Origin of the sequence: Micromonospora sp. WMMD1128 (assembly GCF_027497235.1) — a bacterium.
Lineage (GTDB): Bacteria > Actinomycetota > Actinomycetes > Mycobacteriales > Micromonosporaceae > Micromonospora.
The window spans coordinates 1,945,347-1,960,350 of record NZ_CP114902.1; the positions used below are offsets into that span (position 1 = coordinate 1,945,347).

Genomic DNA, 15,004 nt, shown 5'->3' on the forward strand with positions numbered 1-15,004 from the left:
CCCCGCTATCGCAGATACCGCAGTTTGAGGTCCAACTCCGCCAGCTCCTGCGTGACGTCCGAACCCGCGACCACGCCGCCGCCGCAGCGCAGCAGCACGTCCGGCCCGTCCCGCTCGGCGCAGGTGACGATCGTGTTGGAGGTCAGCGCGTCGCGGGCCGCGTCGTAGAACCCCACCGCGCCCGCGAAGAACCCGCGCGGCTCGCCCTCGAGGTCGGCCAGCACCTCCTGGGCGCGCAGCTTCGGCGCGCCGACCACCACCCCGCGCGGGAAACTCGCCAGCACGACACCGCCGAGCCCGCGCGCCGTGTCGTACGCGCCCGAGACGTCGCTGGCGAGATACGTCGTGGGACCGATCACCAGCGGCTCGCACAACCGGTCGACCACCACCGTGCCGGGCTCGCAGTACGAGCCGAGGTCGTTGCGTTCCAGGTCGACGAGCATGATGTGCTCGGCGAAGTATTTCGGGTCGGCGCGCAGCAACGCGCCCCGTTCCTGCCGTTCCCGCTCGTCCCGCGCGGCCGGCTGGGTGCCGGCGAAGACGCGGCTGCGCACCCGCCCGTCGCGCGCCAGCACGTGCGGCAGGGAACAGTTGCCGAACACCGTGGCCCCGTCGAGGCTGAACCAGTAGGAGTAGTCGGCCGTGGCGTACCGGTGGGCGACGTCGGCGTAGTAGCGCGGCAGCGACGTGCGTGGGCGTACCCGCACCGGCACCGAGAGGACGACCTGGTAGATGTCGCCGGCCAGCAGGTGCTCGCGCGCTCGGGCGAGCTGGTCGGCGTACCGGTGCGGGTCGATGTCGGTCACGACCTCGGTCAGCGGGGCGGTCGGCGGCGGCGCGGCCCGGGCGGCGGTGCGGGCGCAGGCCGACATGACGTTGGCCCGGTCCTCCCCGGCGCAGCTCAGGGTGCCGGTGGCGGGGTCGTGGACCACCGCGCGGCGCAGCGGCCCGGCGAAGCCGAGCAGCCGTCCGGGGGCCGCGGTCGGCCACGGCCCGCCCGGGATGCCGGCCTCCGCCCGCAGCCGCAGGGACAGGTCGTAGGAGAGGGCGAACGCGACGTCGGCGCCCGGACCGCGCCGGGCCTCGGCCAGTAGGTGGTCGAGCAGGGCGGCGACGTCGCCGTCGAAGCGTTCGCCGCCCCGCTCGATCCCGTCGGTCGTGATCCGCCACACGTCGGCGAGCGACGCGAGGAGGGTGCGCCGTTCCCGCCCCGGCAGGCGGTAGCAGAACAGCGGTCCGAACAGCTCCGCGAAGGGCTCGACGAGGTCGTGCGGGTCGCCGGCGAAGGGTACGCGGGCGGTGGTGGCGGTGGGTGCGGGCGCCGACATCGACGTCCTAGAGGGTGAAGTTGAAGGCGTTGCTGCCGGCCCCGGTGAGCTGCCCGACGCCGCGCCTGACCGCGTCGCTGACCCCGTCGGAGTAGAACAGCCGGGTGTAGCGGTCGCTGACGTCGGCATGGTCCTCCGTGTACGCGATCCGCCCGTCCTCGACGGTGACGATGCCCATCGCGGCGAGCGCGTCGAAGACCGACTGGAACTGCCGCAGCGGCTCGGAGCCCGCCGGATAGAAGGAGTTGAAACGCGCGACGTCCAGCTCGCGGTGCTTCATGGCGAGCACGAGGTGCCGGCGCAGCGACTCGTCCGCCGAGAGCGGGAATGCCTTCTCCACCGCCGACCCGCCCGCCTGGATCCGGCGCATGTACTCCCGGAAGGTGAACGCGTTGCTGTACGTGTAGCCGTGCGAGTGGCTGTAGGAGCTGGCGCCGAGCCCGAGGACGTAACCGTTGTTGCCCCAGTGGTTGTCCTGGTAGTGGAAGATCCAGTTCTCGCGCGGGAAGAGGTTGCGGGAGTACTGCCAGTAGCCGTTCTCCCGCATCCGGCGCTTGGCGTACCGGAACAGCGCGAGGCTGCGCCGGAAGAGCTTGGCGTGGTCCTCCTCGCGCAACGTGGTGTTGTTGATCGCGCCCTTGCGCACCGAGAGCGTGAAGAGGGTGATCTGGGTGGGCATCGGCTCCAGCGCGGTGACCGCGTCCATGGTCCGCTGCATGTTGTCGAACGCCTCACGCTCGATGCCCGCGATGAGGTCGATGTTGACGTTCGGCACGCCGCTGTCGGCCATGTTGTAGTAGGTGCGCACCACGCTGGACGGCGTGTCGGAGCGGCGCGACTTGCGCAGGATCTCCGGGTCGAGCGACTGCACACCCATGGACAGGCGGTTCGTCCCGTTGGCCGCCATCACCGCGATGCGGTCCTCGGTCGCCGAGTCCGGCGAACACTCGTAGGTGATCTCGCGGCACTCGGAGAGGTCGAAGCGTCGGATGACCCGCTCGAAGAGGAACTCGATCTGTGCCGGGTTGAGCCGGCTGGGTGTGCCCCCACCGATGAACACGGTCTCGATCTTCTTGCTCCGCATCATCGGCAGGTACTGCAGCGCCTCCTTCTCGAGGCAGTGCAGGTAGTCCCAGATCACCTGGGTGTCGTCCTGGACGACGGCCACGCTGTAGTAGCAGAAGCTGCACTTCTGGCGGCAGAACGGGATGTGGATGTAGAGGTTGTGCGAGAAGGTGTCGCTGCCGGCCCAGAGGGTGTCGGGGTCGGAGGCGGTGGCGTCCCGCGGCTCCCAGAGGGAGATCGGCGGATAGGTGAACACCAGCCCCGGTATGTGGTCGTCGGCCTCGATGAGCTGGTCGACGACGTCCGACCGGCCGGCGTCTGCCAGATCGAAGATGAATTCCTCAGCCACTGTCGCTCCTCGAACCTGTCACGGACAGGAAGTTGTCGATGATCAGCTGCCCGGCCGGCGTGCCGATCGACTCCGGATGGAACTGGACTCCGTACACCGGCTGCCTGGCGTGCTCGACGGCCATCACGCACTCGTCGTCGTCGGCACTCGCCACGAGCCGCAGGTCGTCCGGGAGGGTGGCCGCGGTGACCGCCAGGCTGTGGTAGCGCATGGCGGGGAAGCCGCTGGGCACCCCGGCGAAGATCCGGCTGCTGCGGCGCAGCCGGATCGTCGACACGTGGCCGTGCCGCACGCTCGCGAGTCGTGCCGTGCGCGCCCCGTAGAACCGGCCGATGGCCTGGTGCCCGAGACAGACGCCCAGCACCGGGATCCGGCCGGCGTAGTGGGCGAGGGCGGCGAGGCAGACGCCGTAGGAACCGGGATTCTCGACGGAGCCCGGACCGGGCGACAGCACCAGGTGGGTGGGGTGCTGTGCGGCGATCTCGTCGAGCTCCGCGGTGTTGCGCAGGACCGTCGGTCGCGCGCCGGCGACCGCCAGGTACTGCACCAGGTTGTAGGTGAACGAGTCGAAGTTGTCCAGCACGACGACGCGACGGCTCATGCCGGCTTCCTCCGCACGGCCCGGCCCTCGATCTCGAAGCGCAGTTCCGGACGGCAGACGTCCACGGTGTTCAACAGGTACGGCACGGTGAAGCCGCCGTCGGAACAGTGCGCCTCGAAGGCGCTTCTCGCCTCCGCGTCCTTGCAGTAGACGTAGCAGCTCACCACGTCCTCGGGGGTGAGGTCCGCGCCGGCGAGCAGGTCGGTGAAGCTGGCCATCGCGTAGGCCACGGCGGCCCGCACGTCATCCTGCGGCAGGGATTCGCCGCGCTTGTCGATGCTGGAGATGCCGGAGACGTGCACCGCCTCGCAGCCGTTGCGGTGCGACCGGTTGGCGCGCACGAAGCGGGGGCCGTAGTCGTAGGGCGCGCACTGCAGGTCGGTGCCGAACGGGGTCGCCGCCGGCGCACCGTCCCGCGCGACCGCCTCGGCCATCACGGCCACCGCCTGGCCGGGCGGCAGTCCGGCGCCGATGCCGGTGCTGGCCGGGTAGGTGGTGAGCTTCCACCTGTCGAAGGTGGCGTCCCGCGCCTTGTTCAGCTCGGCGTAGGTCTCCTCGATGTCGGCGAGGAAATACCAGGTGCGGTCGAGGTGGCGGGGCTCCATGCCGGCCTGGGTGAGCGCCGCCTCCAGCCCGTGCAGGGCCGCCATCGACTGCTCGAACGTGGACCCCTCGCGGCTGGGCGCGGCGACGTGCGCCAGCCGCCGGACCTCGGCGCCGTCCTCGTGGGTGCGGACCAGGCGGGTGCCGGGGCCGAGCGCCACGACCTCCACCTCCGCACCGGGCAGCGGGACGATCGCGGTGACCTCGACGCCGGGCCGTCCGGTGGCCGCGTACTGGCGCCCGGCGGTCAGCGGGCGCAGCGGGCGGTCCCCGTCGGGCGCCAGATCGACGTCGCCGAAGACCACGACGCGCAGGCACTCGGCGCCCGGTTCCCTCGTGACCTGTTCGACGACGGCGTCGACATCGGCCTGCGTGATGACATCTCCGGTCGCCGGCCAGCAGGCCTGGACCTCGTCGTACCGGATTCCGCGGACACGTCGAATGACGATGACGCCCTCCCCGTGGTGACTGTCGCGTTCGGCGACAGGGCTGGCCGCCGGAACGAGGAATCTGGCTCTGCGGAACCGGGGGGAACGTCCTTGTGTCCCACGCCGGTCCGACGCCGCGAAGACTCGCTCATCCTGACACGCACGGGCATCGCCGTCCACCCTGATAGGCGTGGGCCAGTTAGTCGTTGATCTATGCAAAAGTGATATGCGCAGCTCAGGGCGGCCAGGTCGGTGCCGGTTGGCTCTCGCTTGAGTGATCGGATCACCCCGCCTGGTGAGCGCGAAAGAACCATAAAAGCCGATATAGCCGTTGTTCTCGGGTGCGCGGGTCGGCGTGCGGTTTGACATCATGGGGCGCGGGACAGGTGGCGGGGGCGTCACGGAAAAGCGTGCGGGAAAGGGAAGTTCGACCATGTGGAAAACGGCCGAGGCGACGTTCCAGGAAATGTTCTGCAGGATGTACGAGGTCGCCGAGCCGGCGGTGCCGCTCAGCAGGATAATTCACTGGCGAGCCGTCACCGCCGACGTCGGAATGCAGGATGACGACTGCAATCTCGGCACGGCTTTCGTGCCGGCCGGACACTTCTACGAGATGCACATCCCGGTGCCCGCCGACGAACGGCGCCGGGCCGACCGCGAGCGCGCCCGGCGGGCCGGCGCGGACTGGTTGCTCTACCCGCAGATCCGCACCACCGGCGACACCGCCGCGCTCGCCGTGGACGGCTTCCTCGACCTGCCCTGGTTCATCGAGGCGCAGTACCGGGTGCGCGCCGGCGTCGACGACGACCTGCGGGCCCACCTGGGCAACTCCCGCTACCGCGACCTGCGCCGGTTGGTGCGCCGCGCGGCCGGCGAGTACGACTACCGCGTCCTCGACGGCGCCGAGGCGGCGGCCGACCCCGCGGCGCTCAAGGACTTCGACCGGTTGCACGCGCTCAACCTGGCCAAGTACGGACACCGCTACAACCACCTGTCGGCCACCGCCCTCGACCTGGTCCTGGACTCGCCGCTGCGCGACCGGATGCGGCTCTTCCTGCGGCAGTCGCGTGCCGACGGCGCGACCGTGCAGGTCGTGCTCTGCTTCCTCGACCCGACCGGGACCGAGCTGACCATCCTCGCCCAGGGCATCGACCCCGCCCTGGTGTCGCCCGGTCAGAACGTCTACCGCGCCGCGTTCTACGAGCTGTACCGCTGGGGCGAGGACCACGGCGTGGGCGCCTTCAGCCTCGGGCGCGGCAACGAGGTCAAGAAGCTCGACGTCGGGGCGAACACCTACCACCTGCTGGCCAACCACATCGGTGGCGTGTCCGGAGCCGACCCCGCCGTGTTCGCGCCGATGCGCGCCGCGCTGCGCGGCTTCTTCGACCGGGTGATCGGCGAGCTCGAGTCCACCGGCGGCCACCGGGTGACCGTGCGGCGATGACGGATCTGATCCAGGAGAGTTCCGCCACCGGGCGGCAGCGGATGCCGCGCGCCTTCTGGGCGCTGTGGACCGGCAGCCTGCTGAACCGGCTCGGCTACCTGATCCAACCGTTCCTCGCGCTGTTCCTGTCGGGTCGATGGCACCTGTCACCCGGCACCGTCGGTCTGGTCCTGGCGAGCTTCGGCGCCGGGGCCGTGGTGTCGCAGCCGCTCGGCGGCTGGCTGGCGGACCGGTGGGGCGGGCGGCGCACGCTCGTCGCCGGCCTGCTGGCCACCGCGGCGACGGCGATGACCATTCCCTGGGCCGGCACCCTGCCCACCCTGGTCGGGGCGGTGGTGCTCTACGGCCTCGCCGTCGACCTCTACCGGCCCGCCCTGGCCGCTCTCGTCGTCGCCACGGTCCCCGGCGAGCAGCGGGCGCGGGCCTTCGGCCTGATCTTCTGGGCGGTCAACCTGGGCAGCGCGGTCGCGGGGCTGGCCGGCGGCGTCATGGCGGAGCGTGGCTTCGTGCTGCTGTTCGCGGCCGACGCGGCAACGTGCGTGATCTTCGCGCTGGTCGCGGTGCGGCTTCTGCCGCCCGACCGGCGGGCGGGTGTCCGCGACGGCGGCCGGGGTGGCGCGGGCCCGGTTTCCGACGCCCTGTTGTGGGCGGTGACCGGCACGTTCCTCGTCTTCGCGGTGCTGCTCGTGCAGGCGTACGTGACCATGCCCCTGATCATGCTCGACCAGGGGCTGCCGGCAACGGCGTACGGGCTGGTCATCGCGGTGAACCCGATCGTGATCCTGGTGGTGCAGCCGGTGCTCGTCGGGCGGCTGGCCGGCTGGCCGCGGATGCCCGTCTACGCCGGCAGCCTGGCGGTCACGGGGGTGGGCTTCGGGCTGCTCGCCGCCGCGCGGGACGTGCCCGTCTACGTGCTCGCGGTCCTGATCTGGACGGTGGGGGAGATCGGCGTGGCGACGGTCGGGCCGACCCTGGTGACCGAGATCGCGAAGCCGGGGTCCGAGGGGCGCTACAGCGGCCTGTTCGGCATGGCGTACGGGGCTTCCAGCCTGGTCGGGCCGCTCGTCGGCGCCGCGGTGCTGGACGCGGCGGGGCCGACGACGCTCTGGGTGGTCTGCGCCGCGGCCGGCGTCGCGGCGGCTGCCGCGGCCTTCGCTCTGCGGGGCGCGGTGGCCCGGCGGACGGCTTCCGCCCGGCCCGGGTGAGGTCAGCCCGCCGGGCGGGCGATGCGTGCCTCGCGGGGGTTGCGGGCGAGCCGGAGCAGGTCCCGACCGTCGACTTGGAGGGTGCGGTCGTTACGGCCGCTGCCACAGTAGACGGGGCCCATGCCGGCTACCGTGACGTCGAAGACGGTGACGACGCCCTCGGCGTCGCTGAGCGGGCTGGCGCCGCCCGGCTCCATGTCGAGCACGTCGAGCGCGGCCGGGTCCGCGGGGCGCAGCCGCGAGCGGGAGGTGCCGACCGCCTCGGCGAGGCCCCGGTAGTCGAGCCGGGCGGGCCCGGGCAGCACCGCCAGCACCAGCCCGTCCCGCGCGCCCTCGAAGGCCAGGGTCTTCACCGATCGCTCCACCGGCAGGTCGAGCCACGTCGTCACGTCGTCAGCGGTGCGGATGGCCCGGTGCACGGTCACCGCATAGGCCGCTCCGGCCCGGTCGAGAATGCGCATCGGGGTGGGCAACGCATCGCGCGACTCTGTCATTCCGCCGACACTACCGGCCCAGGACCGGCGCTCATGACAATGTCCGACGTGGATGGCGTGGTGGGGTGCGCCGCGCCGCGTGGCGCCGTGCCACCGTCCACAGGGATGATCTTGAGAGTTCCATTGACATCACCCCTCGGGCATGAGTTAACTGTTTCACGGCCACAAAGAGTGATCCGCTGAACCCTCGCGGTAACTCGACGCAGCGCTGACACGGGGAGTTAATCGCGCATGAGCCACGCCACTCGGCGGACCAGATCCACCTGTTGACCTGCTGACATCACCCTGCGCCACGCCGTGGCGGCAGGCTGTTTCCGCTGCTCCGTGCGCACGGCCGCCACATCGCGGTGGTGGCATCCGCACGCCCGCAGCCGCCACACATGCCGTTCGCCCGCCCCGGGACCACTGGAGGCTGACTCATGGCTCAATCCTTTCCGCCCTTCGGGGAAATTCTCGCCGAGGCCCAGAAAAGCCTGGACGCGATGCCGATCACCGCGCTCGCCGAGATCGGCATTCTGCAACCGGTGGAGAACTACTATCTGGTCGGCACGTACCCGCCCCTCAAGGCGATGGCGGAGATCACGCCGGCCGAGACCTTCGCCGGCCTGACCCGGAACGCGAATGTCTACCTGCACCTGCCGTTCTGCGAACAGCGCTGCACGTTCTGCCACTTCGCCAAGGAGATCCGGCCGGACTCCCCGCGGGTGGCCCGCTACCTCGCCGCGCTGCACCGCGAGATCGCGCTCGTGACCGGGATGCTCCCGCACCCGGTCAGCGCGGAAACCGTGTACTTCGGCGGCGGCACCCCGTCCTACCTGTCCGCCCCGCAGATCACGGCGCTCTTCGCCCAGCTCCGGCGGCACATCGACCTCCCGGAGACCGCCGAGGTCACCTTCGAGCTGCACCCGTCGGTCATCGACGCCCCCGACTACACCGACCGGCTCGACGCGCTGCGCGACTCCGGCGTGAACCGGTGGGTCTTCGGCGTGCAGTCCATGGACGACCGGGTGCTGCGCAAGCTCAACCGCGGGCACGAGTCGTCCCACGTCTACCGGCTGCTCGACCTGCTGCACGAGCGGGGCCTGGACAACCACTCGGTCGACCTGATCTTCGGTCTGCCGTACCAGACCGAGGAGAACTGGTACACGACGCTGACCAGCCTGATCGAGTACGGCGTCGAGAAGTTCAACATCTTCCCGCTGATGTTCAAGCAGGCCGACCCGATCTCGGCGCACTACCGCAACGAGCCCGGGATCTTCCCCGACCTGCGGCGTCGGCTGCTCATGCACTTCATGACCGAGGCGCTGACCCGCAGACTCGGCTTCCGGCGGGGCCCTCTCTTCTACTACTCGAAGGCGTCCACCCACTCGCGCCAGCAGGAGAACAAGTACGACTCCATCGAGGACACCAACCTGCTGCCGTTCGGGGTCTCCGGCTTCGGCTACGTCGGGAACACGCAGTACTACAACGACTGCACCATGGACGGCTACATGCAGCGCGTGGAGGCGGGCCAACCCTCGGTCTGGCACGGCGTGCACCTGTCGACCGACGAACGAATGCGCCGCGCGGTCATGTTCAACCTGCGCTCGCGCGGCGTCGGGCGGGAGGACTTCCGCCGCCGCTACGGCGTCGACCCCGCCGAGCACTTCGCCGCGGAGCTGGCGCCCTACCGGGAGCACGGTCTGATCCGGATCGACGACGACGCCATCCGACTGACCGACAACGGTGTGCCGGTGGCCGACAGCATCGCCCTGCGGATGGTGAGCCCGCAGGTCCTGGCCCGGGTCCAGGACGCCAACTCCCGGATCGTCGACCTCAAGCGGGACCCGCTCGACAGGTACGACTTCTCACCACTGGAACGCGATCCCGTCGGCGCCGGAGTGTCCGCCGCCGGCCGCCGCCCACTGCCGCTGACGGTCGAGCACTAGGCCATGGCCACCCCATCCCCGACCGGCGGCGCATCGCTGCGCCGGGACCTCTCCGGACGCCAGCTGAGAATGATCGGCCTCGGCGGCGCGATCGGCACCGGGCTCTTTCTCGGATCCGGACAGGCGATCTCGACCGCCGGCCCGGCGGTCACCATCGCCTACGCGATCGGTGGCGCCGTCGCCGTGACCCTCGCCTACGCGCTCGCCCGCATGATCGCCGCGCATCCCGAGGTGGGCGGATTCGGTGGGATGGCCGAGCGGTACCTGGGCCGGGGCCCCGCCTTCGCCCAGCGCTGGTGGTACTGGATCGCCCAGGTCGTGAACATCGGCGGTGAGGCGCTCGCGGTCGGCATCTACCTGAAGCTGTGGTGGCCGGAGTTGCCCCTGTGGGTGCCCGCGGTGCTGTTCGCGACGCTCGTGCTGGTGGTCAACTCGTTCACGGTCGGCGTGTTCGGCGAGTTCGAGTACTGGTTCGCGATGATCAAGGTGATCGCGATCGTGGTCTTCGTCGGCCTGGGCGCCGTCGCCGTCTTCGTCGGCCTCGGCGGTCGGCCGGCGACCGGGTTGTCGGCCTGGACCGACCATGGCGGCTTCGCGCCGCACGGCATGAGCGGCATCTGGCTCGGCATGGTGCTGGTGACCTTCAGCTACATGGGCACCGAGGCGCTCGCCGTGGCCGCGGGCGAGGCGCGCACCGCCGGCCGGGACGTCGTCTCCGCCACCCGCGGCGTGGTGCTGCGGCTGCTGCTGTTCTACGTCCTCGGCACCGCCGTCGTCGTCTCGATCGTGCCGTGGACCGAGGCGGCGGCGGGCGGCTCGGTCGACGCCAGCCCGTTCGTCCGGCTGTTCGACATCGCCGGGGTGCCGGCCGCGGTGCACGTCATGAACCTCGTGGTGCTGACCGCCGCGCTGTCCGCGATGAACACGAACGTCTACGTCGCCAGCCGCACGCTGTACGGACTGGCCGGCAGCGGCCAGGCCCCGCGGGTGTTCGGCCGGGTCAACAGGCGCGGCGTTCCGCTCCCCGCGCTGCTGGTCTCCGGCGCCGGGCTGCTGTTGGCCGCTCTGCTCGCGGCGGTCGTCCCGGAGCGGGCCTTCCTCGCGCTGGTCGGGCTCTCCCTGTCGGGGGCGGTGCTGACCTGGATCCTCATCCTCGCCACCTACCTCGCCTACCGCCGTGCGGAACGCCCGGCGGACCCCGTGCTGGCCGGGGCCGTGGTGCTGGCCATCGTCGTCCTGGCCGCGGTGCTGGTGACCATGGCGGTCAGCGACACCTTCAGCGTGCCGGTGCTCAGCGGGGCGCCGCTGCTGCTGGCGGTCCTGGTGGCGTACGCGGTCCACGCCCGGCATCGCCGGTCGGTCGGGGTGCCGGAGCCGGACGCCGCCGAGCCCGTCGGGGCACGGTGACCGATGACCGGTCCCGGCCTCGCCACCCCGCCACCACGTGCCGCGTTGGTCTCGCTGCTGGTGGGCGACACCCCCGTGGCCTCCGTGCCGGTGACGGCCGGCGGCCGTGAGGGGATGCTGCGGCTCAAACTCGAGTCGTTCAACCCGTGCGGATCGATCAAGGACCGCACCGCCGTCGCCCTGTTCGACTCCGTCACCGACCAGCTCGACCCGGTCAGCGGCATCGTCGAGTCCACGTCGGGCAATCTCGGCGTGGCCCTGGCCGCGCTGTCGTCGGCCGCGAACGTGCCGTTCACCGCGGTCGTCGACCCGCGCACCCCGGCCTACGCGGTCCGCCAGCTGCACCGCCTCGGCGCCTCGGTGGTGGTGGCCACCGACGAGGACGGCCGGGGCGGCTACCTGCTCAGCCGACTTGAGACGGTCGAACGGATGCTCGCCGAGCGGCCCACCCTGCGCTGGACCAACCAGTACGAGAATCCCGCCAACCCGGGCGCGCACGAGGGCGGCACCGCGCCGGAACTGGCCCGGCAGGTTCCCGCCGACACCGTCGTCCTGGTCGCCGTCTCCACCGGCGGCACCCTGGCCGGGATGCGCAGCTACGCCGCCCGCGCGACGAAGTGGACGGTCGTCGGTGTCGACGTGCCGGGCTCGTACGCGGTCGGGCACACCGAGGGGCCGCGGCTGCTGTCCGGCATCGGCTCCAGCAAACACTCCGGTTTCGTCGCCGCGGGCGACGGTCCGATCGAACGGGTCCGTCCCGCCGACGCGGTCGCCGCCTGTGTCTGGCTGCTGGAGCAGACCGGCATCGGGGTGGGCGCCAGCTCGGGCGCCCTGGTGGCGGCGGCCCTGCGGCTGATCGAGCGGGACCGGCTGAGCGACGTCGTCTGCGTCTGCGCCGACGGCGCCGGCAACTACCTGGACACGGTCTACTCACCGGCCTGGCGGGCGGTGCACGGGCTCGGCGCGGAACCGCCGGCCGCCGCCTGCGGTCCGGTGGAATGGAGTAGCGCGTGACCGCGGAACCGATGCGGGACTGGTTCGACCGCGCGGGCGTGCGGGTGGATCCGCGCCGGGTGCTCACCGACGAGCTGGACGGCGGGAAGGTGCTCTTCCCGGCCCGGCTGATCCCCTACCTCGGCCACCGACTGGTGGACCGCCTGGACGACGAGGCCCGGGCGGCGTTGGTCGCCCGGCACACCTACCACTACTTCGCGTTCACGGCCCACTTCGAGACGAGGGTCGTCAACCGGGCCACGGAGATGCTCGCGAACGGCCGGGCGGACGTGCCGTTGCGCCGGGACGTCCGGTTCGACGCCTACAAGATCTACTGCGACGAGGCGTACCACGCGCTCTACTCGTTCGACGTGGTGCGACAGTTGGAGTCGGCGAACCGGGTCGCGGCACTGCCGTACGACTTCACCCCGTTCCTGAACCGTCTCGACGGCATCTCGTCCGACGTCATGCCGCGCCGCGGGACGCTGCCGCAACTGTTGCAGGTCGTCGTCTTCGAGACGCTGGTGACCACCCTGCTGGCCGAGTTGCCGAACGACCCCGACCTGGTCGGGCTGGTTCGCGAGACGGTCCGCGACCACGCCCGGGACGAGGGTAGGCACCACGCCTTCTTCGCCCACCTGTTCCGCGAGTTGTGGGCGGGGCTCGACCCGGCCGCACGCCGGGAGACCGCCAGATGTCTGCCCCGGTTGATCGGGCACAGCCTGCGGCCGGACCTGCGGCCCGCACGGGCCAACCTGGCCGCCGCGGGACTCACCCCCGCGCAGGTCGAAGAGGTGGTACGTGACGTCTACCACCCGGATTCCGTGCGGCGGGGCGCACGCGAGCAGGCCGTCCAATCCGTCAAACTGTTCCGCTCCTGCGGTGTGCTCGACCTGCCCGAGGGGCTCGACGCCTTCCACGAGGAGGGACTCCTGTGACCACCTCAGTCGGCCGATGGTTCACGGCCGGACTGCCCGGGCTGCGCGGGCCGGGCGGCGTCGCGGTGCTGTCCCGCGCGGACGTCCTGCGCTGCCTCGACGCGCTCGACGTGGTGGCGCTGGTCCGGCGCACCCTCGCCGACCACGACGCGGGGCGCTGCGTGCTGCCCGGCGAGGCATACCTGCGCTGGAACAACGGCCGGGGCGCGTACACCCGGTCGATCGGGATGCCCGCGGCGGTGCCGGGCGCCTACGGGATGAAGATCATCAACGCCAGCGTCTCGAACCCGGCGGTCGGGCTGGAGCGCGCGAGCGGGGTGGGGCTCTGCTTCGACCCGGAGACCGCCCGGATCACGGCCGTCGTGGAGGTCGGGATCATCAGCGCCGTACGCACCGCCGCCGTCTCCGCCGTCGCCGTCGACCTCACCGGGCACACGGACGCGGAGAGCCTGACCGTGCTCGGCTGCGGAGCGCAGGGCGGCACCCACGCGGCCCTGTTCCTCGAGACCCTTCCGTGCCTGTCCCGGGTCACGCTCCACGACCGCGTCGGCGCCTCCGCCCGCGGCCTCGCGGAACGCCTGCGCCGGCTCCGCCCCGGGCTGGACGTACGCATCACCGCCGAGGCGGCCCCGGCCGTCGCGGCCGGGCAGGTGATCATCGCCACGACCACGGCGGACGAGGGCTATCTGCCGCCGGAGTGGATTCCCGCCGGCGCCCTGGTCGTCAACGTGTCGCTGGCGGACCTGACCGCCGAGGCGCTGCTCGCCGCCGGCGCCCTCTACGTCGACGACGTCGATCTGGTCGCGGAGAACCCCAGACGCCCGCTCGGCGGACTCATGGCGCACGGTCGGGTGACCCGCCCCGGCTCGACGACCGGCCGGGCGATCGACGGCACGATCGGCGGCCTGATCACCGGCCGGCACCAGCGCGTACCGACACGTTCCTACGCCGTGGTGAATCCGTTCGGCATGGGCGTGCTCGACGTCGCCCTGATCGAGGAGGTACGCCGCCACGCCGCCGCCGCGGGCCTCGGGTCGACGGTGGACCTCGGATGACCGGGACCCGGCGCAGCCTCATCTCCCTGCGCGATCTCACCGCCGCCCAGCTCACCTGCCTGGTCGAGGCCGCCGTCCGGGTCGCCGACGACCCGGGCGCGGTGCCGCCGACCCTGACCGGCACGGTGGTGGCGACACTCTTCGAACGCACGTCGACCCGGACCCGCACCGCGTTCGGCGTGGCGGCGCTCCGACTCGGCGCGCAGGTGCTCGACTACGGGCCGGCGAGCCTGCAGACGAACACCGGCGAGTCCGCCGAGGACACCGCGCGGATCCTCGGCCTGATGCTCGACGGGGTGGTGATCCGCAGCACCCGCACCGTCGCCGAGCTGGCCCGGATGCGGGACGCCGGAAACCTGCCGCTGATCAACGCGATGGCCCGGGAGGAACACCCCACGCAGGCGGTGTGCGACCTGGCGACGCTGCGACGGCATCGCGGCACCCTGGACGGCATCCGGGTGCTGTACGTCGGCGAGGGCAACAACACCGCCTCCGCGCTGGCGTACGCGCTGGCCCGGATCCCGGGCGCCGAGCTGACCCTCTACACCCCGCCGGGCTACGGCCTCGACGCCGCGAGCCTGGCCGCGGCGGAGAAGGACGCCGTGCCGGGCGCCCGCGTGCGCCAGACCCACGAACGGGACGAACTCCCGGACACCGCCGACTGTGTTTACACCACACGGTGGCAGACCACCGGAACCGTCAAGGAGGACCCGCTGTGGCGCCAGACCTTCCGGCCCTTCCACATCGACGAGGACTTTCTGAGTCGCTGGCCGCAAGCGGTGTTCCTGCACGATCTGCCGGCGCACCGAGGGGAGGAGGTGTCCGCGGCCGTCCTCGACTCGCCGCGGAGCCTGGTGTGGCAGCAGGCGCGGATGAAACTGGACAGCGCGACGGCGGTCCTGCAGACCTTCTGGGGCACCTCAACCACCTGACCGTCGCGGTGAACGCCGGGCCGGCCACCGCCGAGCGGGACGCGGTGCTGTGCCTGCTGGAAGCGGTGGAGGTACTGCTGCCCCTGCTCGGGCCGGCGCCGCGGCGTCCCACCCGCGACGACCTCGACGCCATCGACGGGCAACTGCGCGCCATGCGCATGTCCCTGCGTACCTACCTATGGCAGACCCCGGCCGGCAGACACCGACCGGCCTTCCGCGAACAGGAGCGATGAC

Annotated in this window: 14 protein-coding genes; 9 read left to right on the forward strand and 5 right to left on the reverse strand. The window is 71.6% G+C overall.

Translation table 11 applies throughout. The features are described from left to right. Nucleotides 1–5 precede the first annotated feature (5 nt). The 4 genes from O7602_RS09180 to O7602_RS09195 are packed head-to-tail and all read right to left on the reverse strand — an operon-like array spanning nt 6 to nt 4,251. Nucleotides 6–1,328, reverse strand: coding sequence for a chorismate-binding protein (locus O7602_RS09180; RefSeq protein WP_281587863.1), 1,323 nt, complete (start codon nt 1,326–1,328; stop codon nt 6–8). A gap of 7 nt (nt 1,329–1,335) precedes the next feature. Further along, complete coding sequence (locus tag O7602_RS09185) at nt 1,336–2,742, reverse strand: coproporphyrinogen-III oxidase family protein (protein WP_281587864.1); 1,407 nt, start codon at nt 2,740–2,742, stop codon at nt 1,336–1,338. Continuing rightward, complete coding sequence (locus O7602_RS09190; RefSeq protein ID WP_281587865.1) at nt 2,735–3,343, reverse strand: aminodeoxychorismate/anthranilate synthase component II; 609 nt, start codon at nt 3,341–3,343, stop codon at nt 2,735–2,737. The genes O7602_RS09185 and O7602_RS09190 overlap by 8 nt, the downstream gene beginning before the upstream one ends. Then, the gene (locus O7602_RS09195; protein WP_281587866.1) at nt 3,340–4,251 is read right to left on the reverse strand and encodes a hypothetical protein; all 912 of its coding nucleotides are present in this window, start codon (nt 4,249–4,251) and stop codon (nt 3,340–3,342) included. The genes O7602_RS09190 and O7602_RS09195 overlap by 4 nt, the downstream gene beginning before the upstream one ends. Before the next feature lie 589 nt (nt 4,252–4,840). On the opposite strand from O7602_RS09195, the gene O7602_RS09200 reads away from it, so the two are divergent. Both O7602_RS09200 and O7602_RS09205 read left to right on the forward strand, forming a co-directional pair. Further along, a complete protein-coding gene (locus O7602_RS09200) occupies nt 4,841–5,818 on the forward strand; it encodes a GNAT family N-acetyltransferase (protein WP_281587867.1) in 978 nt (325 codons plus the stop codon). After that, a complete protein-coding gene (locus O7602_RS09205) occupies nt 5,815–7,023 on the forward strand; it encodes an MFS transporter (RefSeq protein ID WP_281587868.1) in 1,209 nt (402 codons plus the stop codon). Before O7602_RS09200 ends, O7602_RS09205 begins: the two co-directional genes overlap by 4 nt. A 2-nt stretch (nt 7,024–7,025) precedes the next feature. Here the strand turns inward: O7602_RS09205 and O7602_RS09210 are convergent, their stop codons facing one another. Further along, nucleotides 7,026–7,517, reverse strand: coding sequence for a YbaK/EbsC family protein (locus O7602_RS09210; protein WP_281587869.1), 492 nt, complete (start codon nt 7,515–7,517; stop codon nt 7,026–7,028). 419 nt (nt 7,518–7,936) lie between these two features. On the opposite strand from O7602_RS09210, the gene O7602_RS09215 reads away from it, so the two are divergent. The 7 genes from O7602_RS09215 to O7602_RS09245 are packed head-to-tail and all read left to right on the forward strand — an operon-like array spanning nt 7,937 to nt 15,003. Further along, nucleotides 7,937–9,445 (forward strand): coproporphyrinogen-III oxidase family protein, encoded by a 1,509-nt coding sequence (locus O7602_RS09215; RefSeq protein WP_281587870.1) that lies wholly within the window; start codon nt 7,937–7,939, stop codon nt 9,443–9,445. Nucleotides 9,446–9,448: 3 nt separating this feature from the next. After that, a complete protein-coding gene (locus O7602_RS09220) occupies nt 9,449–10,852 on the forward strand; it encodes an amino acid permease (protein WP_281587871.1) in 1,404 nt (467 codons plus the stop codon). A 3-nt stretch (nt 10,853–10,855) separates the two neighbouring features. Then, complete coding sequence (locus O7602_RS09225; RefSeq protein WP_281587872.1) at nt 10,856–11,866, forward strand: pyridoxal-phosphate dependent enzyme; 1,011 nt, start codon at nt 10,856–10,858, stop codon at nt 11,864–11,866. After that, nucleotides 11,863–12,783: a diiron oxygenase gene (locus O7602_RS09230; protein ID WP_281587873.1), complete on the forward strand. Its 921-nt coding sequence runs from the start codon at nt 11,863–11,865 to the stop codon at nt 12,781–12,783. Before O7602_RS09225 ends, O7602_RS09230 begins: the two co-directional genes overlap by 4 nt. Continuing rightward, a complete protein-coding gene (locus O7602_RS09235) occupies nt 12,780–13,838 on the forward strand; it encodes a hypothetical protein (protein ID WP_281587874.1) in 1,059 nt (352 codons plus the stop codon). Before O7602_RS09230 ends, O7602_RS09235 begins: the two co-directional genes overlap by 4 nt. Beyond that, the gene (locus tag O7602_RS09240) at nt 13,835–14,770 is read left to right on the forward strand and encodes an ornithine carbamoyltransferase (protein WP_281587875.1); all 936 of its coding nucleotides are present in this window, start codon (nt 13,835–13,837) and stop codon (nt 14,768–14,770) included. The genes O7602_RS09235 and O7602_RS09240 overlap by 4 nt, the downstream gene beginning before the upstream one ends. Nucleotides 14,771–14,778: 8 nt before the next feature. Next, on the forward strand, nt 14,779–15,003 hold the full coding sequence (locus tag O7602_RS09245) for a hypothetical protein (RefSeq protein WP_281587876.1): 225 nt from the start codon (nt 14,779–14,781) through the stop codon (nt 15,001–15,003). Nucleotide 15,004: the final 1 nt, after the last annotated feature.

Excerpts from the sequence above, each read along its gene's own strand:
- O7602_RS09220 (WP_281587871.1), top strand. The coding sequence starts at position 9,449 with ATGGCCACCCCATCCCCGACCGGCGGCGCATCGCTGCGCCGGGACCTC.
- O7602_RS09180 (WP_281587863.1), bottom strand. The coding sequence starts at position 1,328 with ATGTCGGCGCCCGCACCCACCGCCACCACCGCCCGCGTACCCTTCGCC.
- O7602_RS09190 (WP_281587865.1), bottom strand. The coding sequence starts at position 3,343 with ATGAGCCGTCGCGTCGTCGTGCTGGACAACTTCGACTCGTTCACCTAC.
- O7602_RS09240 (WP_281587875.1), top strand. The coding sequence starts at position 13,835 with ATGACCGGGACCCGGCGCAGCCTCATCTCCCTGCGCGATCTCACCGCC.
- O7602_RS09200 (WP_281587867.1), top strand. The coding sequence starts at position 4,841 with ATGTTCTGCAGGATGTACGAGGTCGCCGAGCCGGCGGTGCCGCTCAGC.
- O7602_RS09205 (WP_281587868.1), top strand. The coding sequence starts at position 5,815 with ATGACGGATCTGATCCAGGAGAGTTCCGCCACCGGGCGGCAGCGGATG.
- O7602_RS09215 (WP_281587870.1), top strand. The coding sequence starts at position 7,937 with ATGGCTCAATCCTTTCCGCCCTTCGGGGAAATTCTCGCCGAGGCCCAG.
- O7602_RS09210 (WP_281587869.1), bottom strand. The coding sequence starts at position 7,517 with ATGACAGAGTCGCGCGATGCGTTGCCCACCCCGATGCGCATTCTCGAC.
- O7602_RS09225 (WP_281587872.1), top strand. The coding sequence starts at position 10,856 with ATGACCGGTCCCGGCCTCGCCACCCCGCCACCACGTGCCGCGTTGGTC.